Raw genomic sequence first — 23713 nt, forward strand, 5'->3', positions numbered from 1 at the left:
AAGATACCTTAAAGCGAACAGTTATATTAATTCAGCCGCCCGGTGAATGGCACTGCGTATGCGCTGGTAGGTACCGCAGCGGCAAAGATTTCCCTGCATAGCAATATCAATATCTGCATCCGTCGGTTTAGGCTTTGCCTTCAGAAGCGCTACTGCACTCATTATCTGGCCCGACTGGCAGTAACCGCATTGTGGCACCTGCAGTTCTATCCAGGCTTTTTGTATGGCATGATCTACATTTGCTGAAACCCCTTCGATAGTAGTAATTTGTTTTGCGCCTACGGCAGATACAGGAAAGCTGCAAGACCGGATGGGCGTACCATCTAGATGTACGGTACATGCCCCGCATTGCGCAATACCGCAGCCAAACTTGGTTCCGGTTAATCCAACAAAATCGCGGATTACCCAAAGTAACGGCATGCTGGGTTCCACATCTACCTTATAAGACTTACTGTTGATGTTAATTTCATAAATAGCCATGGTATGTTTATTTTGGAAGTTGTAAAATATGACTGTACAAAGTAAATATTTTTAAGGGTAGCGGGAAATATTTTTATCAGTTTTGGTGAATTTAGCCTCCATCGTTTAAACAAACTATTTCATCGTTTGTTTAACATATCTAAACCTCATTTGCAGATAATTCTACCGATTTCCCTTTTTTCTTATGGACGGGCTTAAAAGCCTGGCTACTGAGAGTGTTTCCATCTGCCTTTTGCGTTGGTTGCTTTTTTCCTCTTCAACGCTTATTATAAAGAATACAAACAGCTGCTTAGGTAAATAAAAATGTTTGCATATTTATTTCACCCTCGTAAAATCCAAATCCTGAAAATCAAAACTAAAGTCCGTCAGCGGTGAGATCGGGTTCATTTTTATACGATTGGCTTTACCGGTATTATCCAAATCAAATTGCACATACGCGTCTGCGTCCAAACTTCTATCGCCCCATTTTACAATAAAGGTATTGCCCTTATAAGGAAACATTTCACCATTTAATAAGTAAGATCTTTTGGACTCAAACCACAGCTTGCCATTTTTTGAATAGATCAGTACATCACCAAACCATTTGTCTGTATAAGTTCCTGTAAAAAGGCCGGTGTCTTTTGGCGCTGTATTTTTCTTTTGCTGAGCTTCAATATCTTTCCAGATATCGCCGGTTATTTTTGCTGCTTCTGCTTCATTTTTTACCACCCGGTCATGGTTTTGTTTGATGCGGTCAACACCGGTAACACCAAGATAGCTGTCTTTAATGGTATTGGTGATGGCCGTAAAAGCTGCACCAGACTGCTGGTTGGTGAAAACGATGATGCCCAATTTCATTTCGGGTATCAATGTAATTTGCGTTACAATGCCAGCGAGCCCACCGGTATGCGTTGCCTGCAGGTAGCCCTTTACATCGCTTAAAAACCAACCCAGACCATACGATGCAAAATGCGTGTTGTAAGGTGAGGGACCATGCACGGGAATAATAGTTTGTGGTGTCCACATTTCTTCATGTACTTCTTCACTGAATATTTTTTTACTGAGTCCGTCTCCATATTTACCATTGTTCATTTGCATGATGATCCATTTGCTCATGTCGGTAATATTGCTGTAAATACCGCCGGCAGAATTGGCCACCCCACTCCAGTCGCGGCGGATCACCTGTACCTTACCATCCACCGGCGCATGCGGATCAATCACGTTTGTTTTGTTGGGAACAGTTTTAAACGAGGTGGACGTTTCTGTCATGCCAAGCGGTTGCAGAATATGTGTTTCAATAAAATTTTCCCAACTAACACCTGATACTTTCGCCACCACTTCGCCTGCTATAATGTACATCAGGTTATCATAATCGTATTTTGTTCTGAAACCGGACACCTGTTTTAAATAGCGCAGGTTATGAATGATGTCTTTTTTTGTAAAATTATTGGAGTCGGGCCAGAACATCAAGTCGCCGGCGCCGAGCCCAAGCCCGCTGCGGTGCGTCAATAAATCCCGGATGGTAAAGTCTTCCGTTACATAAGGATTGTACATTTTAAACTCCGGAATATAGTCAGTCACTTTATCGTTCCAGTTTATTTTTCCTTCATCAACCAAAATGCCCAATGCCGCTGCGGTAAAGGCTTTGGTGTTGGAGGCGATGCCAAACAGCGTATGTTCATCTGCTTTTTGTTTAGTGTTTAAAGAGCGTACCCCATAGCCTTTGGCATGAATAATTTTACCATCCTTTACAACAGCCACGGCAATACCGGGCACATCAAATGTTGTTAGTGTTTTTTCAACCAAACTATCGATAGAAGCAGAACTGATTTGTGCCGATGCGGCGAAAACTGTACTGATGAGGGTAAGTAAGAGGAATGATTTCAATTGCATGGAGTGTAAATTTCATTGAATGTACGACAGTCATCGCAAACCTATAGGATTTGCGGGTACTAACAACTTTGAACGGTTAACCTATAGGATTTAGAGGGCACCGACCACTTTGGCGGTTCTTCAAAAATCCTATAGGTTTATTCCTGCCCTTGCAAATGGCTGCAGAAAGATTTATCTTACTGCAATGGACTATTACCAACCCCTGGTTCCAGATTGCTTTTATCATATCCTCAGCCGTGCCAATGGCAATGAACGGCTATTTATTGAACAGGAGAATTACAGGTTTTTTCTAAGTCGCTTTGACAAATACATTTCCCTTGTTGCAGATACATTTGCGTACAATCTGTTGCCTAATCATTTTCATTTTTTCATTAAAATAAAGCCCGTCGAAATTTTGCTGCAACAGTTTCTTTCTTTGCATCCGAAGCAAAAGGAATATGATGGATGGCAGCCTGAATTTGTAATGCAGCAGTGTAGCAATCTGCTGAACAGTTATGCAAAGTCATTCAATAAACGATACAACCGAAAAGGAGCTTTGTTTACGGATTATTTACGCAGGGTTCCGATAGAAAGCCAACAACAATTTACCGACACCATTTTCTATATTCATAAAAATGCAGTACACCATGGACTTTGCAAAACGATAGGCGAATGGCCCTGGTCGTCTTACAAAACAATTTTATCTACAGCAGCAACAAAAATAAAAAGGGAAGAAGTATTGCAATGGTTTGGAAACGAAGCCGCATTTGTACAATTTCATGGGCAAGATATAACCCCAAGGCATGCAGTGGTTGTTGAATGACATTCAATTTTTCAATTTTCAAACCTATAGGATTTTAAAAATCCTATAGGTTTATGGCAGCACAATCAAATATTCATCTTCTTCAATTCCTTCACTGCATAATCGCAGGCCCTTGCTGTAAGCGCCATGTAGGTTAAAGATGGGTTTACACAATTGCCGGATGTCATGCAGCTGCCGTCGGTGATAAATACATTGGGTACTTCGTGCATTTGATTAAAACCGTTGAGCACCGAAGTTTTGGCGTCTCTTCCCATGCGGGCCGTACCCATTTCGTGGTTGGCGTTGCCGGGAAAAGAAATTTTGCCTCCTACCTGTATATCCTTAAAGCCGCTGGCAGCAAGCATTTCCTTTGCCGTAATGCCCATGTCCTCGTGCATGGCTTTTTCGTTATCCTTAAATTCGCAGTCGATGGCAATTACCGGTCTGCCCCATTTATCTTTTTTATTGTTGTTTAATGTAACGCGGTTATCGGCATAAGGAAGGCATTCGCCAAAAGCATATAATCCTATGCGCCATCCACCAGGTTCACACATACTTTCTTTTAACTCAGCACCGATGGTATCGCTTTGCTGCTGGTTGCGGTAGGCGCTGGCGCCAAAGTGATAGCCTCGCAAAAATCCGTTATCTTTTTGTTGTACATTTCTAAACCGCGGTATATAAATATTGGTTGGCCTTCTGCCATAATAATACATATCTTCAAAACCATCTACGGCTGCGGAAGCACTGAAACCTTTGTGGTGATCCATTAAATTACGGCCTACCTGTCCGCTGCCATTGCCCAGGCCATTGGGAAAACGGGACGACGTTGAGTTCAATAATATAAATGCTGTAGCAACAGTGGCCGCGTTTAGAAAAATTAGCTTAGCATAAAACTCTTCAGTTTGATTGGTTTTCATGTCCACTATTTCAACGCCGGTTGCACGTTGTTTCTTTTCATCATACAGCACTTTATTTACGAGCGACAAGGGCCTAACCGTTAGATTACCCGTGGCATAAGCCGCAGGCATGGTACTGGCATTGGTACTGAAATAAGCCCCGAAAGGACACCCGCGGTGACAAAGATCCCTTGCCTGGCACTGACCACGCCCCTGCACCGGTTTGGTAAGATTGGCAGTGCGGCCAATGATTACTTTGCGGTCTGCAAAACCCGCTTCTACTTTTGTTTTAAAATATTTTTCTACCGCATTCATCTCAAATGGCGGCTGAAAAACACCATCCGGTAATTGTGGTAAGCCTTCTGAAGAGCCGCTTACACCAATGAAAGATTCTACATAATCATACCAGGGCGCCAGGTCTTTATAACGAATGGGCCAGTCAACACCATGACCATCTTTAAAATTGGCTTCAAAGTCAAGATCGCTCCAGCGGTAACAGGCCCGTGACCAAAGCAGCGAACGACCGCCAACAATGTCTCCCCGTATCCAGTCGAAACGCTTGATTTCATCATACCGGTTTTCCTGGTCGTTGATGTAAAAATGTTTATTGTCTTCTTTAAAAGACCAATGGCGGCTTTGGATAAATTTTTCTTTTTTATCGGCTTCTGACAAATGCAAATGATGTGGAAAATCCCAGGGATCTTTTGTGGCAGTCGGATAGTTGGGATGTGCTACATTGGCGCCTCTTTCGAGTAACAATACCTTTAATCCTTTTTCGCACAATTCTTTGGCTGCCCAGCCGCCGGTAATGCCGGAGCCTACTATAATTACGTCGTATGTGTTTCGGGTAGTGGCTTTATTATTAATATTCGTGGAATCCGGAGGCATATAAGCTGTTTGTGTGAAGGGTAAATTTACAACCCAAATTTTATAAAAAATGATAACAGCCTGTAAAATGGATATTAAAAAGAAGAAGTTATTTTTTATGCTTTTTGTGTTTTTTATGCTTCGGCACATCCAGGTCGAGTACCAATTTTTCTGATCCACCATGGCCTCTTTTTTCAAGGTCTTCAAACAGGCCGGTATCAGTAAGATCGAGGGGATGAGAATTATGCCAGTCGAAATGAGCAATCTCGTGCAATCGCTCCGCTATGGCTGCATCATGCACTTCTATGGCCAGTTCGCGGCGGTCATCAAAACTTCCCGGAGCGAGGTTGATAGAGCCGACAATAGCCCGGCAGCCGTCTGCCAGCAACATTTTGCCATGCAGTTTAAGGTGTTTTAATTTATGTATTTTGATACCTACATCATTCATTATTCTCAAGCCACCCACGCCTTCTACCAGCTTTTCTTTTTTTAGGGTGTGCGGAGGCCTAACCATCACATGCACTTTTACACCACGCTCTGCGGCACGTACCAGCCGCTCAATAATCACCAGGTCCTGGAAACGTTCATTTTGTACAAACAAAGTATGTACTGCTTCATCAATAAAATGTGCTATCCTTTCCCGGCCATTGCCACTGCACCAGATCAAATGTGCATTTTCGCCGGGGTTAAAATCTTTCCTGTCCCAGTCAGCTTCAAAGCACATCACAATTTCTTTCACTTCGTGTGGATGTGACGTGATGATAGCATAGTCACGTGTTTCTGTTAAATTTTTAGTCTCCCAGTTAAGCGATTTTACAAAAGCAATTTTATCATCCACCACCATTGACTTTTCATGCGTCAAACCAAAATTAGGATTGCTGTCTTTTACGTCAATACCTGCCGCTGCAAGTATTTTATGTGTCGTTTCATTTTCTTCTTCGCCATCCCTTCTTGCCGGGTTCAGCATCACTTTTACTTTAACACCACGTTTACTTGCTGCCATTACCGCATCAATCAGCACGGGGTCAGAAAATACAAACATCTTTATCCGCAGATTTATTTTCGCCGTTTCAATCGCCTCAATCACAGGCTGGATGCCATCATCAGGTAAAATAAGAACAGAGCGGTGATACATACTTATTTAATTTTTGAATATTACTATTTATACGTTACCTGTGAGCGCCGAACTTTCCTTTAAAATGTCTATTGCAGATTCACTTGCCTGTACATGGTACAGGGTGGCATACATTTTATTTTTTTCGAGCAGTTCCTGATGTGTTCCTTCTTCGGCTACCAGGCCATCTTTCATTACAATAATTTTGTCCGCATTGCGGATAGTGCTGAGGCGGTGAGCGATGATAATTACCGTGCGCCCCTTCATCAGTTTTTCCAATGCTTCCATCACAATTTTTTCAGAGCTGGCATCCAGTGCGGCTGTCGGTTCATCTAAAATAAGAATCGGCGAGTTGCGCAAAATGGCCCGGGCAATACCAATGCGCTGACGCTGACCACCGGACAAAGTCATTCCCCTTTCTCCTACCAAAGTATCATAACCATGCGGCATTTTTACGATAAAATCATCAGCATTGGCCAGTTTTGCTGCAGCAATAATTTCTGCGTCGGAAGCTTCCGGCCGGCCGTAAGCAATGTTTTCTTTTACGGAACCATAAAACAATACTGTATCCTGCAGCACAAAGCCAATCTGGCTCCTTAGCCCATCCAGCTGATAATCTTTTATATCAATGCCATCAATCAAAATGCGTCCACCTGTAACATCATAGAAACGGGGAATTAAACTGGCCACGGTAGATTTACCGCAACCGGTAGCACCGCAAATACCAATTCGCTGGCCTGGCTTAATCACCAAATTAAGCTGGTGCAAAACCGGCGATTCTTTGGTGTAACAAAAACTAACTTCTTCAAAAATAATTTCGCCCTTGAATTTTCCGGGAACGATGGCATTTGGTTTTTGTGGAATAAATGAATCGGTGTCAAGAATCATCTTGATGCGTTCGAGTGCCACGGTTGATTGGGCTATTGTATTGGTTAGTTTAGCAAGATCCTGCACCGGGTGAAAAAATTTTGCCAGGTAGGCCAAAAAAACAGTCAGCGCACCTACCGTCATAGTGCCGTTAACAACAAGGCCGGCACCCTGCCACAGCACAATGGCTGTACAAATAGCCACCGTAACGGTTACAACAGGTAACATCAGCGATTTTAAGCGCCTTGCCCTTAATGCTGCACCCACTGTTTTAAGACTTATTTTTTTCAGTTTATCTTCCTCAAAATCCTGGCGGCCAAAGGCATTTACAGAACGGATAGATTCCAGCCCCTGCTGTAATATTACTACCATATTACTTTGCTCCTGTCGTACTTCGTGCGTGGCTTTTTTTACCACTTTTTTAAAACGGGCGATAAACCATAACAGGAACGGTGTGACAGCAACAGCAATCAACGCAAAATGAAAATTGAGGTAAAACATCAATCCCAGCATAGCGGCGATGGTAAGCACATCTATAAAAATGCTTAGCAAAACTGCGGATGCAAAATCCTGTATAGTTGAAACATCTGATGTGATGGTGCTTAAGACTTTTCCCACCTGCGTACTGTCGTAATAGGCAAGGGACAATCGTTGCAGGTGATGGTACATTCGACGTCTTAAATCATTGGCCACATATTGCGCCACACTTTCGGTAAAATAACTGTTTACGTAACCGGCGAGTGAACCGGTCAATGCAATCAATACAACGCAGACGGCGGCTACGGCCGCAAGACCTGAATTGGTGCTGCCAAAAAAAGTATGCTGCATCCACACCAGCCAACCAGGCAATGCATGATGGGCCGTTACATTATCGATGATTATTTTTAACGGCCAGGGTGCTGCCAGGCTCATGGCTGTTTCCACCAACATGGCAAGCAAAATAAAATTCAACCACCTGCGGTAAGGATGTATTAAACCGAATACCAGTGAGGTTAGCCCCCCGGCTTTTTTGCGTGTGACTGAACCGGCGAAGTTGCTGCTTTTATCAGAAATATTTGTTTCCATGCCAGTGAGAAATTTCAGTGTAAACCCTGATCAAAAAAGCTTCAACCGCAGATAAAATAAAAAATGTATGCACAGGTTATTTTTAAAATAAACTGTGAAGCTCCTTTCATCTCCTGGTAGTTTTTTATGAATAACGCATACGGTCAATTATACCTTGCATTGTCAATAAAAACTGTTTTTATAGTCCTTTCATTTTTTACAATGTTATAAAAACTATCCAGGTAATCCAGCATATAACCCTTATTCTTGCTGGTGAGCAATGCGCAATTATTAACCAGTGCATAAATATTATCTTTTTGCTGTTTGAAAGTTGCCAATGCGTCTTTTAATTCGTCCATTGTACGCGGAAATCCCCGGTAAACCCGTTGCGTGACTGATTCGGTATTGAGTAAAGGATCTGGTGCAGCGTAGTCCGCGTTTATGATGCCAGAGTAATCAAAATCGTATGGCACGCAAAAAGGCTTTGCAAGGCTGTCGTCTTTAGACTCCAGCAATTTTATGTTGTGCCCCGCTGGCACAGACCAGTCCGTATTGCCAATCATATACTCAAACAAGGCTACCATAGTCATTTGCCTGCGGTCAGTACTCACCGTATTTACTTTTACCCTATCACTTTCCTTACACCCATTTCTTTTAGCCATGTCTTTTACATCCTCAATCAAAAAAGCATAATTGGTAAAACTGCCTTTTTTTTCGCTGCTGTCTTTATATTCCAACTGTAACATCCTTACCCGAAAGCTTTTGTCTGTTAAGAGGTTGTACATTTTGTACAACAGAAATTCTTTTACCAGGTATTGTCCGTAAATATTGGTAAGCCTGCATGCACTAACCAGTTTAAGCGATTTAAGGGAATGCATCACAGAGCTTTCTGATTTATAAAAACTTAGTTTGATTGGCGGCACCATACAATAATCACGTCTGAAATGCCCGCGTACCAAGAGATCTACCGGTTCATCGGAATGGGAACTGTCATCAAGAGTAGCTTTAAGCCTTGCCGGAAACACTTTACCCTCTGTATTTTTTTGATTCATTATTTTACTCCAGTAAGCCTCCAGCGTAACTGGTACAGGCTTTTCCTGTTTAAAAAATTGCACCTTATCAAAGGTTGCGGACTGGCTGTAAACGCATAGCGGTAAAATAATTACTACCAGCAGTCTTATAAAAAATAGTTGCATAAAAAAATAGTTCGATGATAAATGTTGATTTGCAATGCTGGTTATCATCAAAACCTGTGATGCAAAATAACTATTTGTAAAAAGCTATTTCATTATTTCTTCAATTACGTGTCCCACAGATCCTGATGGCATTTGAATGTGCAGCAATGCAGCGACCGTGGCGGCAATATCCGTCATATATACTTCCCGGTTTAAGCTGCCGGGTTTAATTTTCCAACCATACCACAGTAACGGAATATGCGTATCGTAAGGATTCCACACGCCATGCGTGGTACCGCCCCGCAAAAATCCATCGATGTACTGCGGCTTAAGAACGAGTTGAAGGTCACCACTTCGTTTTGGATAATAGCCATTAGTAAGCGCTGATTTTATCTTTTCATTTAGCGTTACCCCAGCCAGGTTGTCCAGCAACAATACCCGCTCCATTTCGGGCTGCTGCAATAAATAATCCATTACCCATTTGTCAACAGAATCTTTATTGAGTTTTGATGTTACAATGGCATTGCGGTTAAGATATACCTGGTAATTCATAATGCCAATCACCAGTTCATCAATACCCGTTTTTGTTTTCAGCTGCAGGTTAATTGCGCCCGTAATTTTTTCATCATCAAAATTACCGGCCGGTATTTTATGCTCTTTTAAAAATGCAGGCACGTTGGCTGCGCCGTGATCGGCCGTTAGAAAAACAAGGCATTCTTCCTTGCCAAAATGCTGATCTAAAAAATTTAAAAAGTCACCCAACTCTTTATCAAGTCTTAAAAAACCGTCCTCTGCTTCAATGGAATTAGGGCCGTAGGCATGGCCAATATAATCTGGTGAAGAAAGACTAACGGTTAACATATCAGTTGAGGAGCCTGCACCAAGCTGTTCACCATTTACGGCTGCCATCGCCATATCAAAAGTAAAATTATTGCCAAAGGGTGTTGCGGAAATAACGCCATAATTTTTGGCAACATATTGTTTCAGCGGATGAGCGAAGGGTTTGACAACCGGCGCACTTTGATCGTATGTTGCAGCAGGATAAAGTAAATTCCAATCCTGCGTATAATATTTATCCACCAGCTTTTTTGCGTTGATTTCATTTACCCAGGCCGGTAACTGGTTCATGTAATAGCTCGAACTGATCCAGTCGCCCGTTTTATTATCATACCAAAAAGCAGCATTGGCACTATGGCCGGCGGGCAAAATGGCACTGCGGTCTTTCAAAGCAACACCAATCACTTTACTTTTAAAATTGGTGGCCAGGCGCAACTCATCACCAATTGTAGTAACCAGTAAATTGTGGGGACTCATCTTACCCAGTTCCGTATTACTGCCAACTGTTTTTACGCTATCATCGTCGGTACAGTATAAATATTTATTCAAATCGTAATCCCACCAGTCGTTACCGGTAATGCCATGGATAGCAGGAACTGAACCTGTATAAATAGCGGTATGGCCACAGGCGGTTACAGCAGGTGTATAAGGTATAAATGTATTCTCGCAGCTAAACCCTTTACCCATCAGGCGTTTGAAGCCGCCATCAGCTGCATAGCGATTGTAATACCTGTAAAGGTAATCCCAGCGCATTTGATCCACTACGATACCCACCACCAGCTTTGGCCGCTGAACAGTGGCCTGTTTAGACGGAGCAGTTGCAACGGGATTTTGAGCAGAAAGATTAAAAAAAAGAACGCTGGCCAGTATTGTTACAATGAAATTTTTCATACAACATTTATTAGGATGAAAGAGACAAAAAGTAGTGAATACCAGCTCTAATTTACATAATAAAAAGTTGCGTTTGTTAACAATTATTTTTTAGTGGGTCTTTGCATTTTCTCCTGCTAACCAACGCCATTTTGAGAATGGATATGCCTGCACAAAAAGCACCAGCTGCTAATTACAACTGCTTATTAATTATTTTCCATTACCGGCAATTCAATATACGTTGGGTATTGCGCCGAAAAATACACCCGTTGTGTTGCTTTTATATAGTCGGATTCATTTGCTTCAAAAATGTTCGGTACAAATTTTTGCGGATTTCTGTCAATCACCGGAAACCAGCTGCTCTGCACCTGTATCATCAGGTGATGGCCCTTTTTAAATGTGTGATTGATGCTATGCAGATCAATGGTAAATTCAGTGGGTTTGTTGGCAACCAACGGCTGCGGATTGGAAAAACTTTTTTGAAAACGCCCCCGGAATATTTCCATTGCTACTGGCAACTGGTAGCCGCTCATGGATAGACTTTTAGTATCAAATGCCGGATATACATCAATGAGTTTTACAATCCAGTCGGCATCTGTACCGCTTGTCGCAGCGAAAAGATGGGCGATAATATTTCCTGTTACTGTAACATCTGAAGTAAGTGAATCCATTACAAAACTCAGCACATCCGTACGGTTGCTTACAAAACGCTGGTCTTCTACCTGCCAGGGCCGCCACCTGCTGCCTTCGCCATAGGTAGCTTCAATGGGCAGCGTTCTGTAGGGAACTGGTTTTGCCGGATCACTCACATAGCTCTCGAAAGCCACAGCAGCCGTTGGTTTGGTGAAGGAAGCTTTGTTGTTCGACGCTGCGTATAATTTTTTTATCACAGCATTTTTGGGTGGCCAGCTGGTATACGTTTTCCATTGATTGCTACCGGTTTGAAAGCAAGTGGCTTCATCAAACTTTCCATCGCCCATACTTTTCAGCCAGTAATCAAACCACTTTTTTTGCAAGGCACGAAAGTCGATACCTGTTTTTCTTTCAAAAGAAATTTTACCCAAACTATCGCCCCTGCCCCCACCCCACTGTCCGTGATTCCATGGGCCCAGCACAATAAAATTGCGGTTGAAACTGTCTTTCTTTTCCATGTGCCCATACATCAGTTGCGGGCCGTTGATATCTTCCTGGTCGTAATACCCGCCCACATGCAACTGCGGAATTTGTGGTGCATGCACATAGCTTAAAGGCGAGTTGGTTTGCCAGAAGGCATCGTAAGCAGGGTGCGCAACAAAATTGTTCCAGGTAGGAATTTTGTTGTGGAAATATTTTTCATTTACATTTTTTAATGAACCCAGTTTAAGGTACCAGTCAAACAGATCGTATTGCGGAAAGGGAAAATCACTGTCGGTCGTTTTATCAAATTCAATCTCATAACTGTATTCCATTCCATAGCTTAAACGGAAAGCACCATTGTGATGAAAATCATCTCCTAAAAACAGGTCGGCCATACAGGCTTGTTCAGAAGCCGCTTTTAAAGCCGGGTGTGGATCAACCGAACCAGCCAACGCCAGCCAGCCGGGATAGGAAATACCATATATACCGGCCTTCCCATTGTTATTGGCTACATTTTTCAACAGCCAGTCAACGGTGTCCCATGTATCAGTACTTTCATCGATAGTGCCTTTTTTTGTGGCATGAATCAATGGCTGGTGAATCTGCATCGAGCCTTCGCTTTTATATTTTCCGCGAATGTCCTGGTATACAAAAATATATCCGCCATCCGCCAGTATATTACGCAGTGATTCGGTTTTATATACCGTATCATTGCCAACGGGAATACCATAGGGAGTTCGCTGCATCAGAAATGGCAGCGGCTTTTTTGAATCCATGGGGCTCAATATCACGGTGAACAATTTTACGCCATCCCTCATCGGAATCATGACCGACGTTTTTTTATAAAAACGGATACTGTCATCCTGCGCCTTTAATGCGGTGAAAGAAACAACACATAACAAACAAAGCAATATTTTTTTCATATCCCTGAATTTATAAGATCGTATTTATTAAAATTATTTTAGTCTGCATATTATTGATCTGCGTCGCAACCGATGGGAGAACCCGGAGGTGGTGCTTCATGCAAGGTTGGCTTCGCTTTTTCCGGCGCTTTTATCCTTTCCAGTGTTAGCAACAGGTAACCTTTACTGTTTGTATCTGCCGGTGTTTTTAATTTTTCTGTCGCACGTTTTTTTATAATCTCAATTGCATTCAGCATTTGCGCTTTTGTAGCAAATGAAGCCTCGTCACTCACGGATACCGCCAGCAAATAGCTAAGCAACAGCTGCTGGTTTTGTTGCAGAATCAATCCCTGTAAACCTTTTAATGAAGGCGCATCCCAGGTTGCTGACATCAGCACTGCCATCATCTCATCAATACCCAGACCGTTATTTTCAGCCTGGTATTGTACCATCCTGTTTAAGCGGCTGGTGTTAAATAAAAAAGATAAAGGCATATCCGCTGCGGCTTCTGCGGCAGCGAGCGGGTCAAATGCAAGACCTGTGCGACGGTTAAATAATTCCCGGTTATACTCGTATCCTGCCGGGCGGGGCGGTATCAATTTAATTATATTGTCGGGCAACGTCAGTGTTTGCGGATTGATACAATCAACCACGGCATTCAACGCATTTAATTGTTCCTGCTTTGTTAAAGGCTGTGTTACAACCTGACCATCACCACGCAATGCATAAGTATAATACATTCCACCAACTTCTTTGGTTACGGCTTCTACCTGGTAGCGGTGAAAAAGATAAATGGGTACCAGCACATCTTCCAGCATGGCCATAGGTACACCTTTGCGGATATTGTTTTCACCAAACTTCGACAAGGCCCTCGCCCTTACCTTCATTACATTCTTTAATTCGGTCACCGCATCTTTTCCATTGTCCCATAAATGGGCGCTGGGATGAAGTCCGCCCGGATCACGTGCATCTCTGTCGGAAATAAACGTCAGTCCGTTTTTCGCTGCATCCGTTAATATTTTATTGAGCGCTTCGGCTTCATTTGTTCTTTTTGAAAATTGCTGGTAACCATATTGAATGCTTACCTTATCCCAATCCCCAATCTGGTTGGTATAGGCGTTGCTTAAATCGATTTCATTGTTGCTGTTTAGTGATACCATGGGCGGCGGATAATCCATCACGCTGGCCCTGTTTTGCGAGCTGGAAATATAATTGTGCATCAGGCCGATGGTATGTCCTACTTCATGGGCAGCCAGTTGTTTCAACCGTTGCAAAGCCATCTTCAGCATTTTGTTGTCGGCAGGTAATTGCCCGTTTTCAAAAGGTGCCAGCAGACCCTGCGCAATCAGGTAATCCTGCCTTACCCGCAGCGAACCGAGTGTAACGTTGCCTTTGAGAATTTCTCCTGTGCGTGGGTCAACCACCGCTCCGCCAAAGCTCCAGCCACGTGTTGAACGGTGTACCCAATTAATCATGTTATAACGGATATCCATTGGGTCAGCACTATCCGGTAACACCTTTACCTGGAAAGCATTGATGAAACCAGCCGATTCAAATGCCTGGTTCCACCAGCCTGCACCTTCCAGCAAAGCACTGCGGATGGGTTCGGGTGTGCCATTGTCCAGGTAGTATACAATTGGTTTAATCGCTTCACTTTTTTCTGCGGACGGATCCTTTTTTTGCAGGCGGTGCCGGATGATAAAATCTTTTTGAATGGGTTCTGTTACCGGCGTACTGTAATCATAATACGAATTCGTGATAAAGGGTGAACGGGCATCATACAATCTTGTTTCAAAATTATTATCCGGCAACTGAACAAAAGAATGGTGCATGCGCAACGTGATCGCTTCTGCGGCCGGTACCACCGAATTGACATAATTGCCCGTTTTTCCATTGTGATTGACAAATGTAACCGTGGTTTCAAATTCTGTATTGAGCGGAAAGTTTTTAGTACGGGGAAAGTAAAGTGCACTACGTGAAGCATCCATTGAGTATGTACCCTGTTTAGTATTTTGCAGGCGGTTGGCTACCTGCAGGGCATCCCGAAGTAAAAAATCTGTTGCATCTACCAGCAGGTTGTTGTTACTTTCTGCAGCAATGGTAAAGCCCCAGATAACTGACTGCGCAAAAGACTGTTCAACAGCCCGCTTTTCAGCGGCATCGCCGGTTACAGCACGGTAGTTATAATTAGGTTCTATCATTAACACCTTATTGCCTACCCTGCTAAACTTTACAATATAGCTGGTGCCCATGATGCCACGGTCGAGGCCTACGTCATTGCTTCCGAGTCCTGCCGGTAAGGATGTCTGGTATAATATTTCTTCTTCCAGTTTATTAATCTGCAACCAGATTTTTCCCGTACTGTCGTCCCGGTAAAAAGTAAAAAAGCCCTCATAAGGCTTCATGTTTTTTGTTTTCTCTTTAATGGCATTGCTTTGTGCCATTGATAAAAACGGAACTAAAAGGCATAAAAAAAATAAACGTAGCATGGAACTGTTTTTATTGAATACACAAAATACAAAGGATCAGCTAAACCAACGGAGCCAATGCAGTAATTTCCATAAAATAAACTAACCGTCTATAAATTGGAACAGTTGGTCTAAAATATTTTTCTAACTGCTTAAAAATGAGCAGCTTTACTTCTGGCACCATTGTAGTGTTTATGAGTACAGGTAGTAATATTACCTCCGCCCCAAAACCCTGAAAAATGAAAACCACCCGTGTATCCCTAACCTGTTTTTGTTTGCTGATTTCATTCAGCCTTACAGCACAGTCGCAGCAACCACAGTACAGCGTTTTACCTGTTAAATATGTTTCATTTAAAGCATCGGCCATACAGAAAGGAGTAGAATTAAACTGGATAGCAGACAATGAGGTAAACGAAAGTTATTTTGATGTGGAGCGCTCTTTTGACGGCACCAATTTTAAATCAACCGGAATAATTGTACGCGGACTTAACAATGGTGTAAATAACAGTTACAAGGTTGTCGATCATCATTCTACCCTAAGTGGAAAACACCTGGCCTATTATCGTTTAAAGGAAGTAGATGTAACCGGCATCGTTACTTTCAGCGATGTTGAAATGGTTAAACTGGCCGCAGCCGAAACCAATGCTACACTGCTATATCCTAATCCGTTTACAGAAAATATAACCATCCGGTTTTCAGCAGATCAAAGTAACAATGGCTCCATTACAATACAACGTACCACCGGCCAAATTGCAGCTACCAAAAATATAACTATCAGCAAAGGGCAAAACACATTTCAGCTGGACGGAATGGGCAGTTTACCTACCGGAATATATGTGGTGCAAGTTGTTGCGAACGGACAAATCATCATCCACCAGAAAATAGTGAAGGTATAGACGTTCAGCGTGACGGGCTGCCCGGTTATGTTAAACACTCATCACACCGCTGGCTGGCGCCGTTTCGGCATCAAAAACAGCCACCGCTTTGGTGTAATACCCATAAGCTTCTTCGGGCGAAGCACCGATGCAAACAATACCAATCTTTCCAAACTGTGATAGTGCCCCGATCATGTGAAACACCACCCCTTTTTGTGAAGTACCGTCAAAATGCAAACCGTGAAACATGGCAATGTCTATCAGGTCCTTCGGGGTAAGGCCTTTATAACTTTCCTTTTGTAAATTGTCAGATGCAAAATAATACCGGTGCTGTTGATTGGCGGTTTCAAACAAGCCGGTAGTGCAGTCGTAATGCCCGTTTGTTAAAAATTCCATTATCAAAAAAGGATGGGTAGTGCCACCTTTGCGCAGGTTGATTTCAATGGCATAATTCTTCCATCCTCCCGGTTCTTTTACCGAGATGAAATCAATACTAAAACGCCCCAGTACACCTTTGTGTTTCAATTCTTCTGCCACCAGTTGTGCGGCTTCACAAATGGCAAGGCTGTAACTTTTATCTGCCGGGAAATAAGCGCCTATAAATTCCTGGCCGCTATCGCCACCCAGCTCCTGGTTATGGGTAGATATCATCTCCACTTTTCCAAAAGGATCAATTCTGCATTGAACCGATGGCGAGGCTTTAATATCGCCTTCAATAAATGCTTCCACGATGCCTCCCATCTGGTAAAATTTTTCCAGGAATTTTTCGACGGAAAGACCCTGTGCCACAGGCTTGATAGCCTGGTAAAGATTATGGTGAATCCAGTTAAACAAGTCTCTTTTATCTGCAATACCAGGGTAAGTAAGTACGCCATTTCCTTCCCCGGAAAAACCATCGTTTAACTTGATAACCGCTTTTTTGGTTTGCGGGTACATATCCTTTAAGGCAGCTACTGCATGCACAATATCTTCATAGCTTTTTAAATTTTCCGCCCCCGGGGGCATTTGGATACCGGCTTTTAAAAATATCCGCCTGCTGCCGCTTTTTGTACCGAGATAACTCAGCGACGGATCACAGCCAAATAACGGAATACCTATTGCTACCGCCAGTGTTCTTTCAAGCGGTGTGGTATTAAAACACGCAATGTGCGCCACGTCGCCGGCTGGTATACTTTTTTTTATCCTGGCGATCAGCCTTGGCCGGTCTAAAATTTTTTGGGTAAGTGAAGCGGGCGAGGCATCGTAACAGCTTAAAAGTGTTAAGCGCTCTTTGGCATGATAACCTGTTATACCAGGCAGCAGGTGCAAATAATAATCAACTATTACCGGGTCAATTGGCATGCTGCTTACAAATGTTACATGTGTACAAGGCATGCGCAATAACATCAGCAAACAGAGCAATCTTTCTTCGTAATAAAGCGCTCCCTTAATTTTCGACAGCACTTCCTGGTCAAGCGTAAGGCTGGGCACCACTACAATGGTTTTGTTGGCAAGATGATCGGGAAAGTGTTGCTTAAACTGGTGGCTAAAATCCTGCTGCAGTTGTTTAAATAACTGTAACTCTTCTTCGGCACCCGGTACCGGCAGGCTGGCAGGGTTGTACCTGAACAATAATTTTTCCAGGCCTGGTTGCTGTGATGACAGTTCCATTAGTTACTGCTTTAATTTGTCAAATATGCCGATTATTACACAATTTATGACTGATAGTCGTCATACCAAAGATATAACTCAATCACGTTTTTATTTTGTGTCAGCCGATGCAGCCTGTTTATTTTATTTGAACACATTTTGCCAATGGCGGCCTTTCTTTTAGCAACAATACTTATCTTGTAGCCCATTTTAAACTCCAAAATCTTGCTGTATTGAAACAACTATTATTGCTTCCTCTGTGCTTACTAATTACTGTTGCTTTTGGGCAGAAAAAAAACGGATCTTACCAATTACACATTAATAAAACCAGTTTACCTGTTACCATAGATGGTGAAATGAATGAGCAAGCCTGGGCGGATGCCCCGGCAGCCGATAATTTTTTTATGGTATTGCCCATGGACACCAGCCACGCCAAAGTAAAAACCTCTGTACGCATGACGTACGATGCAAAAAATATTTACATTATTGCAGTCTGCTATCTTACTAAACCAGCCCCCTACATGGTTGAATCTTTAAGAAGGGATTTTAGTTTTGGCAGAAACGATAATTTTATTTTTTTTATGGATCCTTTTGATGACCGCACCAACGGATTTACTTTTGGCGCCAACGCCGCCGGCGCTCAATGGGACGGTAGTTTATACAGCGGAGGCAGTGCGGATCTTAGCTGGGATAACAAATGGGTATCCGCGGTAAAAAATTATCCCGACAAATGGATTTTTGAAGCCGCTATTCCTTTTAAAACCATTCGTTATAAAAAGGGGATCAAACAATGGGGCATCAACTTTAGCAGGCTTGACATTAAAGAAGCCGAAAAATCAAGCTGGACGCCGATTCCACGCCAATTCCCTACCGCATCGCTTGCCTATACCGGTACGTTGGTTTGGGATGAAGCGCCACCCGAGGCCGGTGCCAATATTTCCGTGATTCCTTATGTGTTGGGGGGTATCAGCAAAGACTACGATCATAAAGCACCCAATGATTACCGCAAGGCGATTGGAGCTGATGCTAAAATTGCACTTTCCTCCTCCCTGAATTTAGATCTTACCGTAAACCCGGATTTCAGCCAGGTAGAAGTAGATAAACAGGTAACCAATCTGGACCGGTACGAATTATTTTTTCCTGAAAAAAGACAATTCTTTTTAGAGAACGCAGACCTTTTTGCCAATTTTGGCTACACCAATATCCGACCGTTTTTTAGCCGCCGCATTGGCCTCGGCGTGCCTATTAATTACGGTGCAAGGTTAAGTGGCAGCCTTGATAAAAACTGGCGCATTGGTGTGATGGATATGAAAACCAAAAGCCAGGATGAAGTTGGTTTACCGGCGCAAAATTTCACCGTGTTCGCTTTGCAGCGTAGGCTGTTTGCCCGATCAAACATACGGCTGATGTTTGTAAATAAGCAGTCTGTTAATTACCAGCCTGGTAAAGACAGCACCAAGCCGGTGTATTCTTTATACAACCGTAACCTGGGCCTTGAATACAACCTGGCATCTGCCAATAATATGTTTACGGGTAAAGCCATGGTACTGAAATCTTTTACACCCGGCAAATCAACCGGTGATTTTGTACATGCCGCTAATTTTCAATACACCGATAAAAAATGGTTGCTGCTATGGCAGCATGAGATCGTTGGAAAAAATTACAACGCTGAAGTGGGGTACGTTCCCCGCAGTGATTACGTCAAATTAAATCCCCAGGTCAGTTACAATTTCTTCCCTAATAAAAAGGGGAAAATTTTAAGTCATGGACCTTTGCTGAGTTCAACCTATTTCTTTAACAGCAAAATGCATCAAACGGATAACGAAACTTACCTGGATTATAAAATAAGCCTGCGCAACCAGGGTGTTTTTGATGCCTGGGTGGCGCACGATTATGTAGAATTATTGAAGCCGTTTGACCCAACCAATTCGGGTAAAGATTCTTTGCTTACCGGCAGTAAACACAGCTGGGATTCCTGGGGCACTACTTTTACCTCGAAGCCTCAAAGATTGTTTACTTATGGTTTTACCACCCGGTACGGCGGTTATTATGCCAACGGCACCAGGCTGGCGCTTACTACCGATTTAGGATACCGCTTTCAGCCTTTTGTAAATATTACTTTGAGTACCAGCTTCAACCACATTGACCTGGCGAAACCCTGGGGCGTTACCAACTTTTGGCTGATAGGCCCCCGCATAGACCTTACCTTAACCAATACTTTTTTCTTCACGGCTTTTTTGCAATACAACAACCAGCAAAAAAATGTAAATGTCAATACAAGGTTGCAGTGGCGGTATAAACCTGCCAGTGATTTTTACATTGTGTATACGGATAATTACTACACAGCCCCGTTCTTTATCCGCAACAGGGCACTGGCGCTGAAGTTTACTTATTGGTGGAGTATGTGAGTGGTGAGTTGTGAATTGTGAGTTGTCAATGGTCAATGGTCAATGGTTTGGAAGTGAATGGTTAGTCCAAATCAGGTGTTTCAGCTATATATGCAGTCTATGCATTTGCAATTATTAATTTTTAATCAGCAATTTTTATTCATTCCTCCTTAGATTTATTCTATGAAAAAAATCGTTTGCTTATTCACTGGTATTCTTATTGCCTGGTCTTCCTTCGCCGCTAAAAAAGAAGCAGACCTGCTGGTATATCACTGCACCATTTATACTGTTGATGCTGCATTTTCGGTTGCTGAAGCCATGGTGATCAGCGATGGCAAAATCGTAGCTACCGGTACCAAAGTCAACCTGGAAAAACAATATGCCTGCAAACAAAAATTAGATGCGGGTGGTAAATTTATCTATCCTGGTTTTATAGATGCGCACGCACATTTTGTTGGGTATGGTATGAGCCTGCAACAGGTTGACCTTACAGGCACTACCAGCTGGCAGGACGTATTAAAAAGAGTAAAGGCTTTTGCCATGGTGAATAAAGAAGGCTGGTTAACCGGCCGTGGATGGGACCAGAACGACTGGGTGGTAAAAGAATTTCCCTCCAATGAACAATTGAATGCGTTGTTTCCCGACAGGCCGGTGTTGCTGGAAAGAGTAGACGGTCATGCTTCTATCGCCAACAAAAAGGCGTTGGAAATGGCGGGTGTAAAAGCAGGTGATACAATAAACGGCGGAGAAATAGAAGTCAACAAATCCGGTTCGGAATTGACCGGCATGTTGGTTGACAACGCAGTTGAACTGGTAGCATCCAAAATACCTTCAGCCACCGCCAGTCAATTTACAAAAGCATTACAGGCGGCGCAAAAAAATTGCTTTGCAGTCGGTTTAACCACCATCGATGATTGCGGACTTGATTTTGAGGTTGCACAGCAAATAAAAAAATTGCAGGAAAACGGTTTGCTGAAAATGCGGCTGTATGTTATGCTGAGTGATGCAAAAAAGAACTTTGACTGGCTTGAAAAAACCGGCATTGTCAAAACCGACCGGCTGAATATCAGGAGTATCAAAATGTACGGCGATGGAGCGCTCGGCTCAAGAGGCGCTTGTCTGCTGCAACCTTATAGCGACAAGCCAGGTCACTACGGTTTTTTATTAAGCACGCCTGCCCATTTTGATTCAGTTGCCAGCTGGGTTGCAAAAAACAAGTTTCAATTATGCACGCATGCCATAGGCGACAGTGGCAACCGGATTATACTGAACACTTATGCCAGGTACCTGAAAGGCAACAACGATTTAAGATGGCGCATCGAACATGCACAGGTAATCAATCAAAATGATTTTAATTTATTCGGCAGCAATTCCATCATCCCCTCTGTACAACCAACGCACGCTACCAGCGACATGTACTGGGCCGATAAACGGTTGGGTAAAGAAAGGGAAAAGGGCGCCTACGCCTACAAACAGTTACTGCAACAAAACGGCTGGATTCCTTTAGGCACCGACTTTCCCGTGGAAGACATTTCGACCTTTAAAACTTTTTATGCCGCCGTTGTAAGAAAAGATGCCAAAGGCTATCCTGCCGCCGGCTTTCAAACGGAGAATGCTTTATCAAGGGAAGAAACCCTGCGGGGTATGACTATCTGGGCAGCCAAATCCAATTTTGAAGAAAATGAAAAAGGAAGTTTGGAGGCAGGCAAGATGGCGGATTTTGTTATACTGGATGCAGATATTATTAAGGTTGCGCCGCAGAAAATATTGGGAGTAAAAGTACTGGCTACTTTTTTGGGTGGGGAGAAGGTGTACGGCAAGCCCTGAGGTTACCTAATTCTCCCGGCTTTTGCAGATACATTTGTTAGCTGTTCGTGATTCATTGCGGAACAGCAGGCCACTTTTTTATATAGAGTTTGTTAGCCACACAATGGTAATCGCTTATTGAAAAAAAGTCCTGCGGGTCAATTGCTGTGCAAACAAAAAATGCTGTACATTCCATTATAATTTGCCATACATGAAAAAAGATCAAAACGCTAACTACAACCGCAGGAAATTTATAACCACTTCTGCAAAAGCCTTCGCTGCCTTTACCATTGTACCCCGCTTTGTGCTGGGCGGAAAAATGCCGGATGGTACCTTATATACCGCTCCCAGCGATATGATTAACCTGGGCTTTATCGGTACCGGTAAACAAGGCCGTGGCTTAACCGAGTCCTTCCTTAAAACCGGGCAAATCCGCATAGCCGCCATCAGCGAAGTGTATAAAGACAAAGCCGACCTCACCATCGACAAGATTAAAAATTTCTATGCTGCCAATGCAGCCATTGGCAGCTATGCTGATATACCGGTTTACAACGACATGCGGGAGTTGCTGTCCCTTAAAAATGTGGATGCAGTTGTAATTGCCACGCCCGATCACTGGCATGCTGCCGCTGCGGTAAGAGCCGCAGAAGCAGGCAAAGATATCTATTGTGAAAAGCCGTTGGCGCTTACCATCAAAGAGGGCCGGGCAATGGTAAATGCTACCCGCAAATACAACAGGGTGTTTCAAACCGGTAGTATGCAGCGATCCTGGCCCGAGTTCAGGCAAGCCGTTGAGTTGGTACGCAACGGTTATATTGGTGAAGTAAAATCAGTGAAAGTAAATGTGGGACCACCACCTCAACAATACAACCTGTCTGCGGAGCCAATACCTGCCGGACTGGATTGGACAACATGGCTTGGCCCCAATGAACCCGCCGCATTTAATACAGAACTGGCGCCACCGGTTTCAAAAGATGTGTTTCCCAACTGGCGCAACTACAGGGAGTTTGGCGGCGGCATGGTGACAGACTGGGGCGCACACATGTTTGACATAGCTCAATGGGCACTTGATATGGACAACAGCGGACCGGTAGAAATTATTGCACCGGATGGCGGTGAGCATCCAAACCTTACCTTCCGCTACAAAAATGGCGTAATCATGACGCATGAAAAATGGGAATGGGATGGCGCTGTGCTCTTTACCGGTACAGAAGGTGAGTTAAGAATTAAACGTGGTCAAATTGAGACAACACCCGCTCCGCTGGCAACCAGGATTATTGGAGAAAATGAAAAGCATGTGTACAAAAGCGAGAATCATTACAAAGACTTTTTAAACGCCATACGCACACGCACAAAGCCCATCTGCGACGTGGAAACAGGTCACCGTACCGCCTCCGTATGTAACCTGGCCAATATGGCTTACCGGCTAAACCGCCGCCTGCAATGGAACCCGAAAAAAGAAACATTTAAAAATGATGCAGAAGCAACTGCTTTGCTTGGCAGGCCTATGCTGAATGAGTGGGGGATAAAATTGTAATTGCTATTGTTGGGTAGTGTTTAAAATCATTGGAACTTTAAAATTGCTTCAGTCCCCGAAAGGCTTGGGTTCTGTACCAGCGGGCTTCACGGAGAGCCCCTGCAATAACAATGCGTCATCCGCGAAGCCCCAACCCAGCATACATCACAAATGCAAAATAACTAGTCTTACACCGGTAGTGATTTGTAAA

General features: G+C 43.3%; 15 protein-coding genes. 5 read left to right on the top strand and 10 right to left on the bottom strand.

What is annotated here, in order from left to right:
• Positions 1-21 precede the first annotated feature (21 nt).
• Both QWZ08_RS06615 and QWZ08_RS06620 read right to left on the bottom strand, forming a co-directional pair.
• Complete coding sequence (locus QWZ08_RS06615; RefSeq protein ID WP_290336480.1) at positions 22-480, bottom strand: (2Fe-2S)-binding protein; 459 nt, start codon at positions 478-480, stop codon at positions 22-24.
• A gap of 315 nt (positions 481-795) precedes the next feature.
• Positions 796-2352, bottom strand: a complete 1557-nt coding sequence (locus tag QWZ08_RS06620) for a serine hydrolase (RefSeq protein WP_290336481.1) — start codon at positions 2350-2352, stop codon at positions 796-798.
• Positions 2353-2536: 184 nt separating this feature from the next.
• Between QWZ08_RS06620 and QWZ08_RS06625 the strand changes: the two genes are divergently transcribed.
• Positions 2537-3154 (top strand): transposase, encoded by a 618-nt coding sequence (locus QWZ08_RS06625; RefSeq protein ID WP_290336482.1) that lies wholly within the window; start codon positions 2537-2539, stop codon positions 3152-3154.
• Positions 3155-3219: 65 nt separating this feature from the next.
• Here QWZ08_RS06625 and QWZ08_RS06630 read toward each other — a convergent pair whose 3' ends face one another.
• The 7 genes from QWZ08_RS06630 to QWZ08_RS06660 all read right to left on the bottom strand — a co-directional run bounded on the left by QWZ08_RS06630 (position 3220) and on the right by QWZ08_RS06660 (position 15310).
• Positions 3220-4917 (bottom strand): GMC oxidoreductase, encoded by a 1698-nt coding sequence (locus tag QWZ08_RS06630; RefSeq protein ID WP_290336483.1) that lies wholly within the window; start codon positions 4915-4917, stop codon positions 3220-3222.
• A gap of 88 nt (positions 4918-5005) precedes the next feature.
• Positions 5006-6031 (bottom strand): phospholipase D-like domain-containing protein, encoded by a 1026-nt coding sequence (locus tag QWZ08_RS06635; protein WP_290336484.1) that lies wholly within the window; start codon positions 6029-6031, stop codon positions 5006-5008.
• A 27-nt stretch (positions 6032-6058) separates the two neighbouring features.
• Positions 6059-7942 (bottom strand): ABC transporter ATP-binding protein, encoded by a 1884-nt coding sequence (locus QWZ08_RS06640; protein ID WP_290336485.1) that lies wholly within the window; start codon positions 7940-7942, stop codon positions 6059-6061.
• Positions 7943-8085: 143 nt separating this feature from the next.
• Positions 8086-9117, bottom strand: a complete 1032-nt coding sequence (locus QWZ08_RS06645) for a hypothetical protein (RefSeq protein ID WP_290336486.1) — start codon at positions 9115-9117, stop codon at positions 8086-8088.
• Between the two features lie 84 nt (positions 9118-9201).
• Entirely contained in the window at positions 9202-10824 is a 1623-nt protein-coding gene (gene pafA, locus QWZ08_RS06650; protein ID WP_290336487.1) for an alkaline phosphatase PafA, read from the bottom strand.
• Positions 10825-11009: 185 nt separating this feature from the next.
• Positions 11010-12842 carry a CocE/NonD family hydrolase gene (locus QWZ08_RS06655; RefSeq protein ID WP_290336488.1) on the bottom strand — a complete coding sequence of 611 codons (1833 nt, stop codon included), beginning with the start codon at positions 12840-12842 and terminating at the stop codon, positions 11010-11012.
• 50 nt (positions 12843-12892) lie between these two features.
• Positions 12893-15310 (bottom strand): zinc-dependent metalloprotease, encoded by a 2418-nt coding sequence (locus tag QWZ08_RS06660; protein WP_290336489.1) that lies wholly within the window; start codon positions 15308-15310, stop codon positions 12893-12895.
• Positions 15311-15528: 218 nt separating this feature from the next.
• Between QWZ08_RS06660 and QWZ08_RS06665 the strand changes: the two genes are divergently transcribed.
• On the top strand, positions 15529-16185 hold the full coding sequence (locus tag QWZ08_RS06665) for a T9SS type A sorting domain-containing protein (protein WP_290336490.1): 657 nt from the start codon (positions 15529-15531) through the stop codon (positions 16183-16185).
• Positions 16186-16215: 30 nt separating this feature from the next.
• Here the strand turns inward: QWZ08_RS06665 and QWZ08_RS06670 are convergent, their stop codons facing one another.
• A complete protein-coding gene (locus QWZ08_RS06670; protein ID WP_290336491.1) occupies positions 16216-17814 on the bottom strand; it encodes a peptide ligase PGM1-related protein in 1599 nt (532 codons plus the stop codon).
• 212 nt (positions 17815-18026) lie between these two features.
• On the opposite strand from QWZ08_RS06670, the gene QWZ08_RS06675 reads away from it, so the two are divergent.
• From QWZ08_RS06675 to QWZ08_RS06685, 3 genes are all read left to right on the top strand, one after another.
• The gene (locus QWZ08_RS06675) at positions 18027-20201 is read left to right on the top strand and encodes a DUF5916 domain-containing protein (RefSeq protein WP_290336492.1); all 2175 of its coding nucleotides are present in this window, start codon (positions 18027-18029) and stop codon (positions 20199-20201) included.
• A gap of 162 nt (positions 20202-20363) precedes the next feature.
• Positions 20364-22007 carry an amidohydrolase gene (locus tag QWZ08_RS06680; RefSeq protein WP_290336493.1) on the top strand — a complete coding sequence of 548 codons (1644 nt, stop codon included), beginning with the start codon at positions 20364-20366 and terminating at the stop codon, positions 22005-22007.
• Between the two features lie 190 nt (positions 22008-22197).
• On the top strand, positions 22198-23523 hold the full coding sequence (locus QWZ08_RS06685) for a Gfo/Idh/MocA family protein (RefSeq protein ID WP_290336494.1): 1326 nt from the start codon (positions 22198-22200) through the stop codon (positions 23521-23523).
• The last annotated feature ends 190 nt before the right edge of the window (positions 23524-23713 follow it).

The organism is Ferruginibacter paludis (assembly GCF_030409685.1).
GTDB lineage: Bacteria > Bacteroidota > Bacteroidia > Chitinophagales > Chitinophagaceae > Ferruginibacter > Ferruginibacter paludis.

Excerpts from the sequence above, each read along its gene's own strand:
- QWZ08_RS06615 (WP_290336480.1), bottom strand. The coding sequence starts at position 480 with ATGGCTATTTATGAAATTAACATCAACAGTAAGTCTTATAAGGTAGAT.
- QWZ08_RS06620 (WP_290336481.1), bottom strand. The coding sequence starts at position 2,352 with ATGCAATTGAAATCATTCCTCTTACTTACCCTCATCAGTACAGTTTTC.
- QWZ08_RS06625 (WP_290336482.1), top strand. The coding sequence starts at position 2,537 with ATGGACTATTACCAACCCCTGGTTCCAGATTGCTTTTATCATATCCTC.
- QWZ08_RS06630 (WP_290336483.1), bottom strand. The coding sequence starts at position 4,917 with ATGCCTCCGGATTCCACGAATATTAATAATAAAGCCACTACCCGAAAC.
- QWZ08_RS06635 (WP_290336484.1), bottom strand. The coding sequence starts at position 6,031 with ATGTATCACCGCTCTGTTCTTATTTTACCTGATGATGGCATCCAGCCT.
- QWZ08_RS06640 (WP_290336485.1), bottom strand. The coding sequence starts at position 7,942 with ATGGAAACAAATATTTCTGATAAAAGCAGCAACTTCGCCGGTTCAGTC.
- QWZ08_RS06645 (WP_290336486.1), bottom strand. The coding sequence starts at position 9,117 with ATGCAACTATTTTTTATAAGACTGCTGGTAGTAATTATTTTACCGCTA.
- pafA (WP_290336487.1), bottom strand. The coding sequence starts at position 10,824 with ATGAAAAATTTCATTGTAACAATACTGGCCAGCGTTCTTTTTTTTAAT.
- QWZ08_RS06655 (WP_290336488.1), bottom strand. The coding sequence starts at position 12,842 with ATGAAAAAAATATTGCTTTGTTTGTTATGTGTTGTTTCTTTCACCGCA.
- QWZ08_RS06660 (WP_290336489.1), bottom strand. The coding sequence starts at position 15,310 with ATGCTACGTTTATTTTTTTTATGCCTTTTAGTTCCGTTTTTATCAATG.
- QWZ08_RS06665 (WP_290336490.1), top strand. The coding sequence starts at position 15,529 with ATGAAAACCACCCGTGTATCCCTAACCTGTTTTTGTTTGCTGATTTCA.
- QWZ08_RS06670 (WP_290336491.1), bottom strand. The coding sequence starts at position 17,814 with ATGGAACTGTCATCACAGCAACCAGGCCTGGAAAAATTATTGTTCAGG.
- QWZ08_RS06680 (WP_290336493.1), top strand. The coding sequence starts at position 20,364 with ATGAAAAAAATCGTTTGCTTATTCACTGGTATTCTTATTGCCTGGTCT.
- QWZ08_RS06685 (WP_290336494.1), top strand. The coding sequence starts at position 22,198 with ATGAAAAAAGATCAAAACGCTAACTACAACCGCAGGAAATTTATAACC.